The organism is Shinella agrisoli (genome assembly GCF_046557955.1).
Lineage (GTDB): Bacteria > Pseudomonadota > Alphaproteobacteria > Rhizobiales > Rhizobiaceae > Shinella.
Window position 1 is genome coordinate 1 of sequence record NZ_JBJIEP010000006.1, and the last position, 15024, is coordinate 15024.

Here is a 15024-nt window from a genome sequence, read left to right on the forward strand (position 1 = left end):
CAGGCCGAGGCCCGGCTGATGGAGGTGGTCGAGCAGTCCGGCGCAGAATTGATCGTGCTCGCCCGCTACATGCAGGTCCTGTCGGATGCGGTGTGCAGGAAGATGTCGGGGCGGATCATCAACATCCACCACTCGTTCCTGCCGTCGTTCAAGGGTGCGAACCCGTACAAGCAGGCCTTCGAGCGCGGGGTGAAGCTGATCGGGGCGACGGCGCATTATGTGACGGAAGACCTGGACGAGGGCCCGATCATCGAGCAGGACGTGGCGCGCATCACGCATGCGCAGTCGGCGGAGGACTACGTGTCGATCGGCCGGGACGTGGAGAGCCAGGTGCTGGCGCGGGCCGTGCACGCCCATATCCACCACCGCGTCTTCATGAACGGCAACAAGACCATCGTCTTCCCGCCAAGCCCCGGATCCTACAAGTCAGAACGCATGGGGTGAGCCCCCCGCAAGGTGGCGCCGGGGGCGGCGCCACCGTTCGGGTGTGCTCACACCAGGCCCGGCACGACGAGCACGAGCCAGGCGACCACCGGCCCGATCAGGGCGATCGCCGCGCTGTAGACGAGCAGCGACCGCAATACGCTCTCCCGCTCGGCATCCTGGGCATTGGCGACGACGAGCGCGCCGTTGGTCGAGAACGGGCTGGTGTCGACGATGGTGGTCGAGATCGCGATCGCGGCGACCACGCCGACCGCGCTGATCTGCCCCTGCAGCAGGAAGGGCACGGCCAGCGGGATGATCGCGCCGAGAAGCGCCGTGGACGAGGCGAACGCGGAGACGATGGCGCCCGTGAAGCACAGCAGCAGCGCGACGAGAAGCGGCATGCCGAGGCTGGAAATGCCGTCCGCGACATAGTCGATCGTGCCGATTTTCTCCATGACGCCGACATAGGTGATGATGCCGGAGATCAGCAGCACGGTCGACCAGCTGACCTTGTCGATGGCCGCCTTCTGCGTCTTCGGGGACATCAGCGCCAGGGCGACGGCGACCGTGATCGCCACGAGGCCGACGTTGAACTTGAAGACGAGGGCGCCGACCGCCAAGGCCGTCAGGCCGACCAGCGTCGTCAGCTTCTCCGAGGTGAGGCGCGGCGCCTCCTTCGCCTGGCTGTCGAAGACGTGATGGCTGATCGGGGAGGCCGGCGTGCCGCCGTGCCCGACGATCGCCTGCGACACGCCTTCGGGATGAAGATCGGGAAGCGGGCCGGATGCGGGCGCGCCCTCACGCAGGCTCTTCCAGCCGCCGAAGACGAAGAAGACGACGACCGCGATGCCGAGATTGAAGAAGAAGCTCGAAAGGAACAGCGACGTCGGGGCAAGCGGCAGGCCGGCTTTCTCGACGATCTGGTTGGTGATGCCGCCGTAGACGCTGATCGGGGAGAAGCCGCCCGCCTGGGCGCCGTGAATGACCATCAGGCCCATCAGGACCGGGCTGATGCGGTACTGGAACGCAAAGCCGAGCGCGACCGGCGCGAGGATCGCGACCGCCGCCGGACCGAGCGCGCCGAAGCCGGTAATGACGGCGGCGACGAGGAACATCACCCAGGGGATCCAGGCGACATGCCCCCGGACGAGCTTGACGGCCCCCTCGACCAGCCAGTCGATCGTGCCGTTGATCTGCGCGATCGCGAAGAGGTAGGTGATGCCGACCAGCGTCAGGAAGAGATCGCTCGGAAAGCCCGCGAAGATCTCGCTCGCCTTCATCGCCATGATGAGCGAGCCGACGAGGAAGGCGCAGGCGAACGCGAGCGCCCCCATGTTGATCGGCTGGATTGTCGCGACGACGAACATGCCGGCCAAGAGCACGATCGATAAGATCTGGATATTCATATGTTCCTCCCTCGGGAAACGCCGTGCGGCGCCCGTTCTCCATCTTGATCGTTACGGAACAGCCCGCGCCGGGCTCACTCCCAGGCGCGACGCGGGAACGCTGGTGCCGGTGTCAGGGCGCTTTCTGATAAAGATCGCGATACCGGTCGCGAAGCAGGTTCTTCTGCACCTTTCCCATGGTGTTGCGCGGAAGCTCTTGCGCGAAGATGATCCTTTTCGGCTGCTTGTAGCGGGCAAGGCGGTCGCCGAGGGCGTCGAGGACGGCCTTTTCCGTCAGGGCGGCGCCCGGCTCCGTCACCACGATGGCGGTCACGCCTTCGCCGAATTCCGGGTGCGCGACGCCGATGACCGCGCTTTCGACCACGCCGTCGAGCCGGTCGATCTCGCTCTCGACCTCCTTCGGATAGATGTTGTAGCCGCCCGAGATCACGAGGTCCTTGCCGCGGCCGACGATGTGGAGGTAGCCCTCCTCGTCGAACTTGCCGAGGTCGCCGCTGATGAAATAGCCGTCTTTGGTGAACTCGGCCGCCGTCTTTTCGGGCATGCGCCAATAGCCCTTGAAGACGTTGGGGCCCTTGATCTCGATCATCCCCGTCTCGCCCGGCTCCAGCACCCGGCCGGTCGCCGGGTCGCTCACGCGTACGGAAACGCCCGGCAGCGGGAACCCGACCGTTCCGGCCTTGCGCTCGCCTTCATAGGGATTGGACGTGTTCATGTTGGTTTCGGTCATGCCGTAGCGTTCGAGGATGGCGTGGCCGGTGCGCTCCTCGAACGAGGCGTGGGTCTCGGCAAGCAGCGGCGCCGAGCCGGAGACGAACAGCCGCATGCCGGCCGCCGCCGCCCGGTCGAGCCCTTCGTGCTGGAGCAGCCGCACATAGAAGGTGGGCACGCCCATCATCAGCGTCGAGCGCGGCATCAGGCAAAGGATTTCCGCCGGGTCGAACTTCGGCAGCAGAAACATCGACGAGCCGGCGATGAGCGTCACGTTGGTCGCGACGAAGAGCCCGTGCGTGTGGAAGATCGGCAGGGCATGGATCAGCCGGTCCTCCGGCGTCACGCGCCAGCAGTCCCGGAGCGCCAGGGCGTTGGACAAGAGATTGTCGTGGGTCAGCATCGCCCCCTTCGAACGGCCGGTGGTGCCGGACGTGTAGAGGATGGCGGCGAGGTCGTCGGGCCCGCGGGCCGCGTCGATGAAATCGGCTTGCTCGTCCGCGGCGAGTTCCATGAGGGAGCCGCCGCCATCGGCATCGAGCGTCTCGACGATCGCGCCGTGGCTGCGCGCGATCGCCTCGACGCCGGCACGTGCCTTCGAGGACACGATGACGAGGTGCGGATGGGCGTCGCCGATGAAATAGTCGAGCTCGGCCAGCGTATAGGCCGTGTTGAGCGGCAGGTAGACCGCGCCGCTGCGCAGGCAGGCCAGATAGAGCAGCAGGGCAAGGGGGCTTTTCTCGACCTGGACGGCGACGCGGTCACCCGGCCGGACGCCGAGCACGTCGATCGCGCTGGCGATCTGCCCCGAGACGCGCAGCGCTTCGCCGTAGGTCCAGCGCCGGCCGTCGGCGGTTTCGATGAAGACGGCGCCGCCCGCCCCGGCCGATGCCCGGATGGCATCAAACAGGTGATTGCTCATGGATTTCCTCTCCGCGTGCCTTGTCAGGCACTTTGCTTTTCGTCCTGGCGTCGGCGGCCCGCGCCGCCTCCGGTCTCGGCGGGGCCCGTCGCGGCCAGCCTCCTGACCTCCGCCGATGCGGCGATCTGGCCGTGCTGCGCAAGGGCCTCGTGGTTCTTCTCGATGTCGTCGAGCTTGTAGAGATAGTTGACCATCAGTCCGTGCGACTGCCGCATGGCCTTGGCGGAGCGGTCCGCAAGGAAGCTCAGCCGCTCGAGGCGGGCGCCGTTGCCGAGATGGAACCGCGCGACCGGGTCGACCGGCCGGCGGCCGTCGGAACGTTCCTTCGACAGGTAGCGCGCCGCAAGCGGCATCAGCACGGGCTCGACCGCGCGCACCTTCGCCGGATCGTCGGCCCATGCCGCATCGTCCAGGAGCGCGAGCGTGTCGCGGGTGTGCCCGTCGAGATCGGAGTCCGCCGCCTTGCGCAGCCGCGACAGCCAGCCGGCAAATCCGGGAACCGGCGACAGCGTCACGAAGGTCTTCAATCCCGGCAGCTCGCGCCGCAGGTCCTCGACCACCTGCTTGATGAGGAAATTGCCGAAGGAGATGCCCCGCAGCCCGTCCTGGCAGTTGGAGATCGAGTAGAAAACCGCGGTCGACGCCTCGTTCGCCACGATCGGCGAACGGTTTTCGTTGAGCACGTCCGCGATGGCCGAGGGAATGGATGTGGTGAGCGCGACCTCGACGAAGATCAGCGGATCGTCCGCCAGGCGGGGATGGAAGAAGGCGAAGCAGCGCCGGTCGGTCGGCACCAGGCGGCGGCGAAGCTCCTCCCAGCCGGCGATCTCGTGCACCGCCTCGTACCTGATCACCTTCTCCAGGATGTCGGCCGGCGTCGACCAGTCGATCGGCCTGAGCGTGAGGAACCCGCGGTTGAACCAGGAGCTAAAGAGATGCGAGAAGTCCGCATCGACCGCGCGGAACTGCTCGCTCATGTCCTTCATGGCAAGAAGGTTCTGGCGCATCTCGACGAGCTTTGCCGTGCCGCCCGGCGCCAGATTGAGGCGCCGCACCAGCTCCTGGCGCTGCGGCTCGGCGGCGCGGTGCAGTTCGATGACCGCGTCCGAGCTCTTGTCGTCACGGTAGTTCTCGATGGCGCGCTCCAGGCGGAGCGTGTCGGGGCCGAACTCCTCGTAGAGCATGCGCACGAAATCCTGCCGGCCGGCCGCGTCGAGGGCCGACCACCGCTCCAGGATTTCGGCGGCGAGCGCCATGCCGGATGCTTCGCCGCGGCTGGACAGCAGCGTCTTGCAGAGGGTGGAGATGTCCTTTTCGGCCTCCATCCGGGTGCTCGGCTCGCCGGAGGCGAGCAGCCGGCGGCCGCGCTCGGTAATGCTTTGCAGCATGTCACTGAAGAACGACATTCCCGCCATGCAGACTCCTCCCGCAGACCGAAACCGGGCCGGCGGCAATCCGCGCGAGCCTCAAGGGACGCGCAGATGCAGATGCCGGTTCGATTGTGTGCGACTGCCAATTGATGGTAGCTTGGATACGCCGCCTTGTACGCAATGTCAATAATCTTGCATGCAAGAAATGCTTTTGTGAATGGAAGAGGCTTCGAGAATGTCGGAAAACGTTGTCCAGCGCCTGCGGGACGAGCTAGAAAACGGAATCATCTCCCACACGTTTGCTCCCGGGGAGCGCCTGGACGAGATGCAGCTCGCCAAGCGTTTCGGCGTGTCGCGGACGCCCGTCCGGGAGGCCCTGATGCAGTTGAACGCCATCGGCCTCGTGGAGATCCGTCCGCGGCGCGGCGCGGTCGTGATCGACCCCGGTCCCCATCGCGTGTTCGAGATGTTCGAAGTGATGGCGGAGCTGGAAGGCATGGCCGGATCGCTCGCGGCCCGCAGGCTGACCGATGCCGATCGGGCCGCCATTCTCGCCGCGCACGAGGATTGCCAGCGCTCGTCCTCGGCCGACGACACCGACGCCTACTATTATGACAACGAGCGTTTCCACAAGGCGATCTACGCCGCCAGCCACAGCGGCTTCCTCAACGACCAATGCGTGGCGCTGCATCGCCGCCTGCAACCCTACCGCCGGCTCCAACTGCGCGTGCGCAACCGCGTCGCCACCTCGTTCGCCGAGCATGCGGGGATCGTCGAGGCGATACTTGCCGGGGATGCGGAGCGCGCGCGAACGCTGCTGCGCCAGCATGTCGGGATCCAGGGCGAGCGCTTCAGCGACCTGGTGGCGACGATGTCGAAGCAGTAAGCGGAACGGGCCTGCCCCGGGCCGGAGCCGTTCCCCAACCTCGAAACGCTCCGGCCGAAAACCATGGCGCGGCGAAGCAGCGGCCGGTCCTCGCCAATCCAGCCGCCTGGCGCGTGCTGGAGGGGATCGTCGCGGTGACGATGTGGCTGATCGCCATCAAGCCGGGGTGTCCGGCGAGGGAAGGCGCTTGAGGCAGTTCAGCAGGCTCCGGGTCGTATCAGCTTCCAAGACGCGTCAATCGTACATGTCAGCCTGCGCGTTGCGAGCGCCAGAGGCCATCGCCGCCCTGAACCAGGCGCCAGCGCCGCGCGTCGATTTTCGTTCCCTTCGCGGTGCGGTAGGCCGGGACGTCCAGTTCGATGTCCGTGCCGGCCGGGCGCCATTCGCCGATCAGCACGATGCCGTCGCCGAACTCCACGACGCAGGAACCCTCCGCCGCCGCGGCATCCTCGACGGTGACGCGGCCGCCGGGGAAGGCATGGCTATGGGGAAAGGAAAAACGCATCTGCCACTTTCTCGACCCACGGGAAACCGGCCGCCTCGCGACGCCGGTGCATGGCGATGTAGCGCGTTCGCGAACGATTTCGACCGGTACGAGGCGGGTGCGGCCCGGTCTTTTCCGTCGAGGGACGGCGGATCGGGACGAAAGCGATTTCTTTCCTCATGGAAGAAGAATAGGCTCGTGGCCGGATCGGTCGAACCGGGTGTGCGTGGAGTTGGGGGAGAGGCGTGTCGGCTGAGGAGGTTCGCTCACGGGGCTGGAGCTTTGTCATCGGCACCCCTTTGGCTGCGATCGGATTTGCGGCCTTCCTGCTGGCGGCGATCGCGGCGCTTGCGGCGCTGATGACCTGGCAAAGCTATTCGGCGGCCTTGCGGGCCGGCGAAGCCAAGGCGACGTCTTCCGCGCAGATCGTGGCGGCGCACCTCGAATGGATGATCGAGGCGAGCGACCAGGCTCTCAGGCGCATCGATTCCGCGCTCGCGGACGATCCGGTCGGGGTCTCCGCCGGTGCGATCGCCGACATCCGGCAGGCCGTCGGCGACCTGCCGGAAGGGTTCCAGTATTCGGTCTACGACGAGACCGGCCGCCTGAGGCTGTCCAGCGTGCCCGAGGCGATCGGCATCGACGTCTCCGACCGCGAGTATTTCCAGCGGCTGAAGGCCGGCGAGATGGTCGTCATCTCGCCGCAGCTCGAAGAGCGCCTGAGCGGGGAGCAGGTGTTCGTCATCGCGCGGCGCATCTCGCGCGCCAACGCGTTTCACGGCGCGGCGAGCATCGCCATCCCCACCAGGACGATGGACGAGTTCTGGAGCGCGATGGAGCTGGGGCCGCACTCGACGGTTTCGGCCATCCGCACGGACGGCTGGCTGATCGCCCGCCATCCCCAGCTCGACCGCTCGATGGATTTCAGCGGCACGCCGCTGTTTGCCGACTACCTGCCCCGGCAGCCGAGCGGGTTCTACCACAGCTCCGCATCCCCCGCCGACGGCATCTCGCGGATCGTCGGCTACCGCAAGGTGGAGAACTGGCCGCTGGTGGCGACCACGGGCGTGGAGCGCGGCGAGGCCCTCGAATATTTCCGCAGCAGCCTCCTGGGCGGGCTCGTGATCGGCGTGCCGACGGTTGCGGTCATGGTGCTCGGCACGCTGTGGATCGCCAGCCTTTTGCGCAGGGACGGCATGCGCCGCGCGCAGCTGGAGCAGGCGCTCGAGCGGAACGCATTCCTGCTGCGCGAGATTCATCACCGGGTGAAGAACAATCTCCAGGCCGTCGCATCGCTCTTGCGGATGCAGCCTCTGCCGGAGGAAAGCAAGGCGGACATGTCGCGCCGCATCGCGGCGATGATCGCCGTCCATGAGCAGATCTACGAATCCGACCAGTTCGACCAGCTCGAGCTCGCCCCCTACGTCGAGCGCCTTGTCAGGGAGATCGCCAAGGGCTTTCCCGGCAACGTGGACATCGAGCTGAAGCTGGAGCCCGTCAGGGTGGAAAGGGATCACGGGCTTCCGATCGGCCTCATCGTCAACGAGGTCGTGTCGAACGCGTTCAAATACGCCTTCGACAAGCGGCAAGGGCACCTGTCGGTGCGATTGACCGCCGACGGCGGCAGGGCCCGGCTCGTGTTCAAGGACGACGGCCCCGGCTATTCCCCCGAGACGGCGCGCAAAGGCATGGGCAGCAAGCTCGTCGGCGGTTTCGCCGCGCAGATCGGCGGCACGCTGGACATCGACGCCTCGGCCGGCACCACGGTCAGCATGACGTTCCCGGCAAGCGGATAGACCGGTTCGGAACCGGGCGCCGGCTTGCCGGTTAGCGTGCATGTGCCGCGCTCGTGTCCGGCAAAGGAGGAAATTCGATTTGCCGGTCGTCGCCACCGCTGCCTGGTCGATCCCGAAAACCGTCGCCGGCCGCTTTACCGCGGAGGGAAGCGGGCTTTCGCGATATGCCTCGGTCTTCGACGGGGTGGAGGTCAACTCGACCTTCTACCGCCGCCACAAGCCCTCGACCTTCGCCCGGTGGGCGCAAGCCGTGCCCGAAGGCTTCCGGTTCGCCGTCAAGATCCCGAGGGAGATCACCAATACCAGGGCGATGAAGGACATCGGCGCGCCGTTCGGGACATTCCTTCAGGACATCGCGCCCCTCGGCGAAAAGCGCGGCCCCCTGCTTTGCCAGCTCCCGCCGTCCCTGGCTTTCGATCCGGACGTCATGGAGCGTGCGTTCGACGTGATGCGCAGCGCGGATCCGGGCCGGATCGTCATCGAGGTGCGGCATGCGAGCTGGGCGTCGGAACGGGTCGTGCCGTTGCTTCGGCGGTACGCGATCGACCGGGTCCTGGCGGATCCCGCACTGGTTTGGCCGTCCGCCGCGTTTGCCGATCCGCCCTGCTACGTCCGCCTGCACGGGAAGCCGAAAGTCTATTATTCCAGCTACACGGAAGAGGAGATCCGGGCGTTCGCAAGGCTGCTTGCCCCCGACAGCTGGTGCGTTTTCGACAACACGGCATCCGGTGCCGCGATCGAAAACGCGCTGACGATGCTGGACCTGCTCTGATACGAGGGTTTGAAGGGGCCGGCCCTGGAGCCGTCGACGGGCGAGCCCTATGTTGGGAGGGAGCCGGGCGAGGCGGCGGGAAGCCGCCTTGTCCGCCGCCGCGTGCCGCCGGGACCCGCGAGGGCCCGGGCCCGCGTGACAAAACATGCATCCGGAGGGGAAGGAAATGCTCGCTCAGCGCATCGGCTTCATCGTCATGTTGACGCTCGTGACGATAGCCTTCATCGCGGTCGTGCTGCCGTTTTACTCGGCCATTCTGTGGGCGGTGATCTTCGCGATCATCTTCTACCCGTTCCATGCCAGGATCGGCCGGCGCCTCGGCGGCTACAGGAACGTCGCCGCCGGCATCTCCGTCCTTACCTGCCTCTGCCTCGTGATCGTGCCCGGCCTCGTGGTGCTGAGCGCCCTCGTCCGGCAGGCGACGCAGCTCTACCAGAACGTGCAGAGCGGCGCGATAGACCTTCCGGGCCTCTGGCAGAGCCTCCAGGATGCGCTGCCGGCCTTCATCAGGGACCGCATCGAGGCGATCGACACGGAAGGGTTTGCCCAGCTGCGCGAAAACCTGTCGTCGGCCCTTCTCGGCGGCGGCGGTTTCTTCGCGGGGCGGGCGCTCAGCTTCGGCCAGAATACCGTCGCGTTCTTCCTGGCCTTCGGCATCATGCTCTATCTGCTCTTCTTCCTGTTCCGTGACGGACGCGAGCTGGCGCAGGCCGTCCGGCGGGCAATCCCGCTGAGCGACAATCACACGCAGCAGTTCGCGTCCAAGTTCACGTCCGTCGTGCGCGCCACCGTGCGCGGCAACGTGATCATAGCCATCATCCAGGGCCTGATCGGCGGCGTCGCCTTCTGGGCGCTCGGCCTCAAGCCCGCCCTGCTCTGGGGCGTGGCGATGAGCATCCTGTCGCTGCTTCCGGCCGTGGGCGCCGCGCTGGTCTGGGTGCCCGCCGCGGCCTACCTCGCCCTCTCGGGGCTGTGGGGGCAGGCCGTTGTCCTGAGCCTCGTCGGCGTCTTCGTGATCGGCCTCGTCGACAATCTGCTGCGTCCGCCGCTCGTGGGGCAGGAAACGAAGCTGCCCGACTATGTGGTGCTGATCTCCACGATCGGCGGCATCTCGCTGATCGGCATCAACGGCTTCGTCATCGGGCCGCTGGTGGCCGCGCTCTTCATCGCCGCCTGGTCGATCTTCGTGGCGGAGCGGCATTTCCCGGAGGACGATCCCGGGCCGGCGAGGAGCACCGTGACGCAGCCGGCCTTGCCGCAGGACGAATAGGGGCACAGGCCCCGCGAGGCGCCATGGAACATATGCGGACGGTGTGAATTCGAAAGGCTGTCCCTGAAGGCGAAAGGAGCGCAGCCATGGCACGCTTTTCGGAGAAGACGGTGGTCGTCACCGGCGCGAGTTCCGGCATCGGGGAGGCGACGGCCCGGCGCTTCTCCTCGGAGGGCGCGAACGTGGTGCTGGCCTCACGCACGGAGACGGACCTTCGGCGGGTGGCGGCCGACCTCGACGGCGACCGCACGCTCATCCAGATAACCGACGTCGGCGACGAGGAGGCGGTCGCGGAACTGATCGGCGTCGCCGTCGAACGCTTCGGCCGGCTCGACGTCCTCGTCAACAATGCCGGCACCATCGTGCAGGGCGACGTCACCGATATCGCCACCGAAGACTATCGGCACGTGATGGGAACGCTCGTCGACGGGGTCTTCTTCGGCTGCCGAAGCGCGCTGCCCCATCTCGTGAAGACGAAGGGCGCGATCGTCAACGTCGATTCCGTCTCCGGGCTTGGCGGCGACTGGGGAATGTCCGTCTACAATCTCGCGAAAGGCGGCATCGCCAATTTCACCCGCGCGCTCGCGCTGGACTACGGGGAAAGGGGCGTGCGGGTCAACGCCGTCGCGCCGACGCTGACCCGCACGCGCATGACCGAGGAGATGTTTTCGGACGAGGACCTGATCGCCGCGTTCGTCGACCGCATTCCCCTGCGCCATTATGCCGAGCCCGATGACATCGCAGGGGTGATCGCGTTCCTCGCGAGCGAGGACGCGCGTTTCGTCACCGGCGCCATCCTGCCGGTGGACGGCGGGCTCACCGCGTCGAACGGCCAGCCGAGGCAGGTCTGACGGCCCGCCTTTTCGTTTGCCGGAAATTTCAAGGAACCAAACGCCGTCCGCTCGGTTTGCACAATGCCTTCCAAGGCGTGAAACGAGGACGACATCATGAACAAGCTACTCATTACCGCCGCGTTCGTCGGCGCATCCACCCTTGCCGCCCTTGCGCAGACGTCGACGGCGCCGGCCACCGACGGCGATACGCCGGCTGTCGCGACCCCCGACAGCAAGAACGCCACCGCGCCGGTCGAAGGGGCGAACAGCTTCACCGAAGACCAGGCGCGCGAGCGCATCGTCGAGGCAGGCTATGCCGACGTCACGGGGCTGAAGCTCGACGACAAGGGCGTATGGCGCGGCACGGCGATGAAGGACGGCAAGTCCTTCAACGTCGCGCTCGACTACCAGGGCAACATCACCGCCAACTGACTCCAACATCGAGGAAACTCCCATGAAGAAAACGGCTACTGGACTTTTCGACGACTATGCCGACGCGAGCGCCGCCGTCAGCGCCCTGGAAGCGCGCGGCATCCCCTCGGACGACATCAGCATCGTCTCGAACAATGTCGATGACCGCTACACGCGCGAGTCGAATGCCGCCGAGGGCGCCGGCGCGGGTGCCGGCATCGGGGCGGCCGTCGGCGGCGTCGGCGGTCTTCTGACCGGGCTCGGCGTCATGGCCATTCCGGGCGTCGGGCCGGTGGTTGCCGCCGGATGGCTCGCCGCCACCGCCGCAGGGGCCGCCGCCGGCGCGGTCGCGGGCGGCGCGGCGGGCGGCCTGATCGGCGCCATGACGGAATCCGGCGTGCCGGAAGAGCATGCGCATGTCTATGCCGAAGGCGTGCGCCGGGGCGGAACGCTCGTCACCGCGCGCGTCGACGAGAGCATCTATCCGGAAGCCGAGGCGATCCTGAGCCAGTCCAACCGGGTCGATCCCGTCGAGCGCCGCACCGCCTATACCGAGCAGGGCTGGACGCGCTTCGACGAAACGCTCGACCCCTACGGACCCTCCGAAATCGAGCAGGAGCGCCTGCGCTACCGGCGCTGAGCGGAAGGCTTGTAGCCCCGTCACGGAAGAGCGGCCCTTCGGCCGCTCTTCTCCGTTTGCGGGGCCCTCGCAGCCTTGCGGGCGCGGCAATCCCGGCTTTCGACGGAACCTACACCCGGTACACGGGTTAGTAGGTCGTCGAAACAGGGAGGTTACAATGAAGAAGATGATCCTTATCGCGTGCATCGGTCTTTCGCTCGCCGCCTGCACGGCAACGGAACGAGGCGCCGGCGTCGGCGCTGCGACGGGTGCGGTCGTGGGCGGGGTTGCGACCGGCAATGTCCGCGGCGCGGCGGTCGGCGCCGCCGTCGGCGGGGTGGCCGGCGCATTGATCGGCAGCGTCGAGGACCAGCCCGGCCAGTGCTACTATCGTGACCGCTACGGTCGCCGCTATATCGATCGCTGCTGAATCTGAGCGACGCGCATGGGCTGGCGCATCTGCGCATGTCCCGTCGGGGACATGCGCAGATGTTTTTTTACGCCGCCTTGCCGTCCCGGCGGGCTTGTCCCTATCCTCCGGTCTTGGAGTGGGGCGCTGCGACGGGTTTCGATTCCGGCGAGTGGCGGAAGCGAAGGAAGATCGAGAGGACCACGAGCACGGCGGTCGAAAGGAACTCGGACTGCCAGTTCTGGAAGGACTCGAACCAGAATTTCGCGCTGCCGGCGTGCTGCCAGACCGTGGGGGCCGGCTGGCCGTGGCTCAATGCCTCGACCGCCTCGGCCGCCGCGCTGTTGTGCAGATGAAGGGCGAAGCTGAGAAGGAAGAGGACGATGAGCGCGATGCCCAGCGAGTAGGAGTAAAGCGTGCGGGGCAGCCCGCCGAGGCGCACCGGAAGCGGCGCGTCCGGATCGTCGGCGTGGGCCGCGGGGTCCTCGTCCTGTTCGGCCTCGGCATCGGGATCCTTCGATTCCGCCGAGCCCCGCTGGAAGAGGAAGGCCGTCAGCACCACATAGGCCGACATCTGCAGGAACTCGCTTTCCCAGTTCTCGAAGACGGCAGAGAGGAAATGGCCGCTCGCCATGTAGGCCATGAGGGTGACGGCGGGCCGGTGATGCTGCAGCAGCTCCTCGTTGTGAACCGACAGCCCCGTCATCACCATGCCGGCCAGCGTCGCCAAGGTCGCGGCGGTCAGCACGATGGTCAGGCTGGTGTCTCTCAACGGCCTCATGGGTCCCTCCCGGCACGGTCGTTTCCTGTCGTCGGGGAACCTCTTTCCGGCGACTAAGTTCCTTGGCGCCGGCGCGTGCGAGGCGCCGCCGGGAACCATCTGCGCGCTCGGCGGTTCACCTCTCTTGCACGGGACCGTTCACGGGAGGCATCGATGTCCATTGCCGAAAACCCCCTGGCGGGCAAGCGCATCCTGGTCGTCGAAGACGACTATCTCGTCGTCACCGACCTGATCACCCGGCTGAAGGCCATGGGCGTGGATGCGGTGGGGCCGGCCGCCTCGGCGGAGGATGCCCTTGCCCTCCTCGACAGCGAGCCTGATCTTTCCGGCGCGCTTCTCGACGTCAATCTCGGCGGACGGATGGTTTTCCCGCTTGCCGACGAGCTTGCGCGCCGCGCCCTTCCGTTCGTGCTGGCGACGGGATACGGCCGCGACATCATTCCCTATCGCTACGCCGACAGGGGCCTGCTTGAAAAACCGTTCGACGACCGCAGCCTGGAGGCGGCGCTCTTCGGGCTCGTCAGCCGGCCGATGCCGTCCCTGCTGGCGGCGGGCCGGAACCGCATCCTGAACGCCCTTCCGGAGGCGGACCTGCGGGAGATCGCGCCTCTCCTGCGCTCCGTCTCGCTGGGGCAGGGCGCCGCCATCGAGGAAAGGAACCGGCCCGTCCGGGAGGTCTATTTCCCGATAGACTGCGTCATCTCGATGATCGCCCACTCGCCGCGCGGCATCAGCATCGAGACGGGGCTGATCGGCCGGGAGGGCTTTACCGGCTTCGGGCTGGCGAGCGGGGACAGCTGGAGCCCCTATGAGATGGTGAACCAGATTTCCGGCACCGCCCTGGTGATGCCGGCGGAGGATTTCGCCGGAGCGATGGCAAGGTTCCCGGCGCTGCGCCAGATGGCCGGGCGGTTCGGTCGCTCTCTCGGCATCCAGGTCAGCTATACGGCGCTTGCGAACGGCAGGTACGACCTGGCACGGCGGCTCGCGCGCTGGCTGCTGATGGTGGACGACCGCGTCGACGGCAATTCCTTCACGCTGACGCACAACTACCTTTCCGTCATGCTGGGTGTCCGGCGGCCCGGCGTGACGAACGTCCTGCACATCCTCGAAGGAGAACGCCTGATCCGCTCGCTGCGCAGCGAGGTCGTGATCGTCAACCGCGAAGGGCTTCTTGCCTTTGCCGGCGACAGCTATGGTGTGCCGGAAGAGGAGTACCGGCGCATCATGGGCTTTGCCCTGCATGCCGGCGCGCCGGCGGGAGAGGAGCGGTCGTGGCAAAGGCGCGCGAAGCAGGTGTGAGGCCGGCGACCTGCATTGGGGGAAGGGCGGACGGGTAAGGCATGGACAGACAGTTCTTCGACCGGGATGCCGTCGCCGTCGCTCCCGATCTTCTGGGGGCTTGCCTGTTGGTCGACGGCGTCGGCGGCCTCATCGTGGAGACGGAGGCCTACCGGAAGGATGACGAGGCTTCGCACAGCTATCGGGGACAGACCGCGGCGAACGCCGCGATGTTCGGCGCGCCGGCGCACGCTTACGTCTACCGGTCCTACGGCCTGCACTGGTGCCTCAATTTCGTCTGCGAGCCGGGCAGCGCGGTGCTGATCCGGGCGTTGCAGCCCACGCACGGCCTGGAAAGGATGGCTGCCCGCCGCGGCCTCGACCTGCCGAGAAGGCTGTGCGCGGGGCCGGGCAACCTGTGCCGGGCGCTCGCCGTCACCGGCGCGATGAACGGCCTTTCGCTGCTTAAGCCGCCGTTCCTCGTGGCGTTGCCGGCCCAGGCGCTCGCGTCGGTAAGCGGCGTGCGCATCGGGATCACCAAGGCGGCGGAGCATCCCTGGCGCTTCGCGGTCGAGGGCTCGCCCTATCTGAGCAAGCCGATGCGGGTCTCCCCGTGACGGAGACAGGCCCCGGCAGGACGCCGGGGC

16 protein-coding genes are annotated in these 15024 nt (G+C 67.1%); 11 read left to right on the forward strand and 5 right to left on the reverse strand.

All coding sequences use genetic code 11. The features are described 5' to 3' along the window. A partial coding sequence (locus tag ACIIOY_RS07365; protein ID WP_411033993.1) for a formyltetrahydrofolate deformylase occupies positions 1 to 444 on the forward strand: 444 nt, incomplete at its 5' end. A 47-nt stretch (positions 445 to 491) separates the two neighbouring features. On the opposite strand, the gene ACIIOY_RS07370 is transcribed toward ACIIOY_RS07365, so the two are convergent. The 3 genes from ACIIOY_RS07370 to ACIIOY_RS07380 form a co-directional block, all read right to left on the reverse strand. Then, positions 492 to 1832 (reverse strand): SLC13 family permease, encoded by a 1341-nt coding sequence (locus tag ACIIOY_RS07370; protein WP_411033994.1) that lies wholly within the window; start codon positions 1830 to 1832, stop codon positions 492 to 494. 112 nt (positions 1833 to 1944) lie between these two features. Beyond that, positions 1945 to 3465, reverse strand: coding sequence for a malonate--CoA ligase (locus ACIIOY_RS07375; protein WP_411033995.1), 1521 nt, complete (start codon positions 3463 to 3465; stop codon positions 1945 to 1947). A gap of 23 nt (positions 3466 to 3488) precedes the next feature. Continuing rightward, a complete protein-coding gene (locus tag ACIIOY_RS07380) occupies positions 3489 to 4880 on the reverse strand; it encodes a malonyl-CoA decarboxylase (protein WP_411033996.1) in 1392 nt (463 codons plus the stop codon). A gap of 190 nt (positions 4881 to 5070) precedes the next feature. Here ACIIOY_RS07380 and ACIIOY_RS07385 point away from each other — a divergent pair, with 190 nt between their 5' ends. Then, positions 5071 to 5721 (forward strand): GntR family transcriptional regulator, encoded by a 651-nt coding sequence (locus ACIIOY_RS07385; protein WP_411033997.1) that lies wholly within the window; start codon positions 5071 to 5073, stop codon positions 5719 to 5721. A gap of 247 nt (positions 5722 to 5968) precedes the next feature. Here the strand turns inward: ACIIOY_RS07385 and ACIIOY_RS07390 are convergent, their stop codons facing one another. After that, positions 5969 to 6226: a hypothetical protein gene (locus ACIIOY_RS07390; RefSeq protein WP_411033998.1), complete on the reverse strand. Its 258-nt coding sequence runs from the start codon at positions 6224 to 6226 to the stop codon at positions 5969 to 5971. Positions 6227 to 6504: 278 nt separating this feature from the next. On the opposite strand from ACIIOY_RS07390, the gene ACIIOY_RS07395 reads away from it, so the two are divergent. From ACIIOY_RS07395 to ACIIOY_RS07425, 7 genes are all read left to right on the forward strand, one after another. After that, positions 6505 to 8001 carry a sensor histidine kinase gene (locus ACIIOY_RS07395; RefSeq protein ID WP_411033999.1) on the forward strand — a complete coding sequence of 499 codons (1497 nt, stop codon included), beginning with the start codon at positions 6505 to 6507 and terminating at the stop codon, positions 7999 to 8001. A gap of 79 nt (positions 8002 to 8080) precedes the next feature. Beyond that, positions 8081 to 8773, forward strand: a complete 693-nt coding sequence (locus ACIIOY_RS07400) for a DUF72 domain-containing protein (protein WP_411034000.1) — start codon at positions 8081 to 8083, stop codon at positions 8771 to 8773. Positions 8774 to 8939: 166 nt separating this feature from the next. Next, on the forward strand, positions 8940 to 10043 hold the full coding sequence (locus ACIIOY_RS07405; protein ID WP_411034001.1) for an AI-2E family transporter: 1104 nt from the start codon (positions 8940 to 8942) through the stop codon (positions 10041 to 10043). An 86-nt stretch (positions 10044 to 10129) separates the two neighbouring features. Then, on the forward strand, positions 10130 to 10894 hold the full coding sequence (budC, locus tag ACIIOY_RS07410; RefSeq protein ID WP_411034002.1) for a meso-2,3-butanediol dehydrogenase: 765 nt from the start codon (positions 10130 to 10132) through the stop codon (positions 10892 to 10894). 96 nt (positions 10895 to 10990) lie between these two features. After that, positions 10991 to 11308 (forward strand): PepSY domain-containing protein, encoded by a 318-nt coding sequence (locus tag ACIIOY_RS07415; RefSeq protein WP_411034003.1) that lies wholly within the window; start codon positions 10991 to 10993, stop codon positions 11306 to 11308. A gap of 22 nt (positions 11309 to 11330) precedes the next feature. Beyond that, positions 11331 to 11927, forward strand: a complete 597-nt coding sequence (locus ACIIOY_RS07420) for a general stress protein (RefSeq protein ID WP_411034004.1) — start codon at positions 11331 to 11333, stop codon at positions 11925 to 11927. Between the two features lie 157 nt (positions 11928 to 12084). Then, positions 12085 to 12336 (forward strand): YMGG-like glycine zipper-containing protein, encoded by a 252-nt coding sequence (locus tag ACIIOY_RS07425; protein WP_411034005.1) that lies wholly within the window; start codon positions 12085 to 12087, stop codon positions 12334 to 12336. A gap of 100 nt (positions 12337 to 12436) precedes the next feature. Here ACIIOY_RS07425 and ACIIOY_RS07430 read toward each other — a convergent pair whose 3' ends face one another. Continuing rightward, positions 12437 to 13096, reverse strand: a complete 660-nt coding sequence (locus ACIIOY_RS07430) for a DUF6766 family protein (RefSeq protein ID WP_411034006.1) — start codon at positions 13094 to 13096, stop codon at positions 12437 to 12439. A 153-nt stretch (positions 13097 to 13249) separates the two neighbouring features. Here ACIIOY_RS07430 and ACIIOY_RS07435 point away from each other — a divergent pair, with 153 nt between their 5' ends. Together ACIIOY_RS07435 and ACIIOY_RS07440 are read left to right on the forward strand one after the other, a co-directional pair. Continuing rightward, entirely contained in the window at positions 13250 to 14398 is a 1149-nt protein-coding gene (locus tag ACIIOY_RS07435) for a helix-turn-helix domain-containing protein (RefSeq protein WP_411034007.1), read from the forward strand. A gap of 41 nt (positions 14399 to 14439) precedes the next feature. Further along, positions 14440 to 14994 (forward strand): DNA-3-methyladenine glycosylase, encoded by a 555-nt coding sequence (locus tag ACIIOY_RS07440; protein WP_411034008.1) that lies wholly within the window; start codon positions 14440 to 14442, stop codon positions 14992 to 14994. The last annotated feature ends 30 nt before the right edge of the window (positions 14995 to 15024 follow it).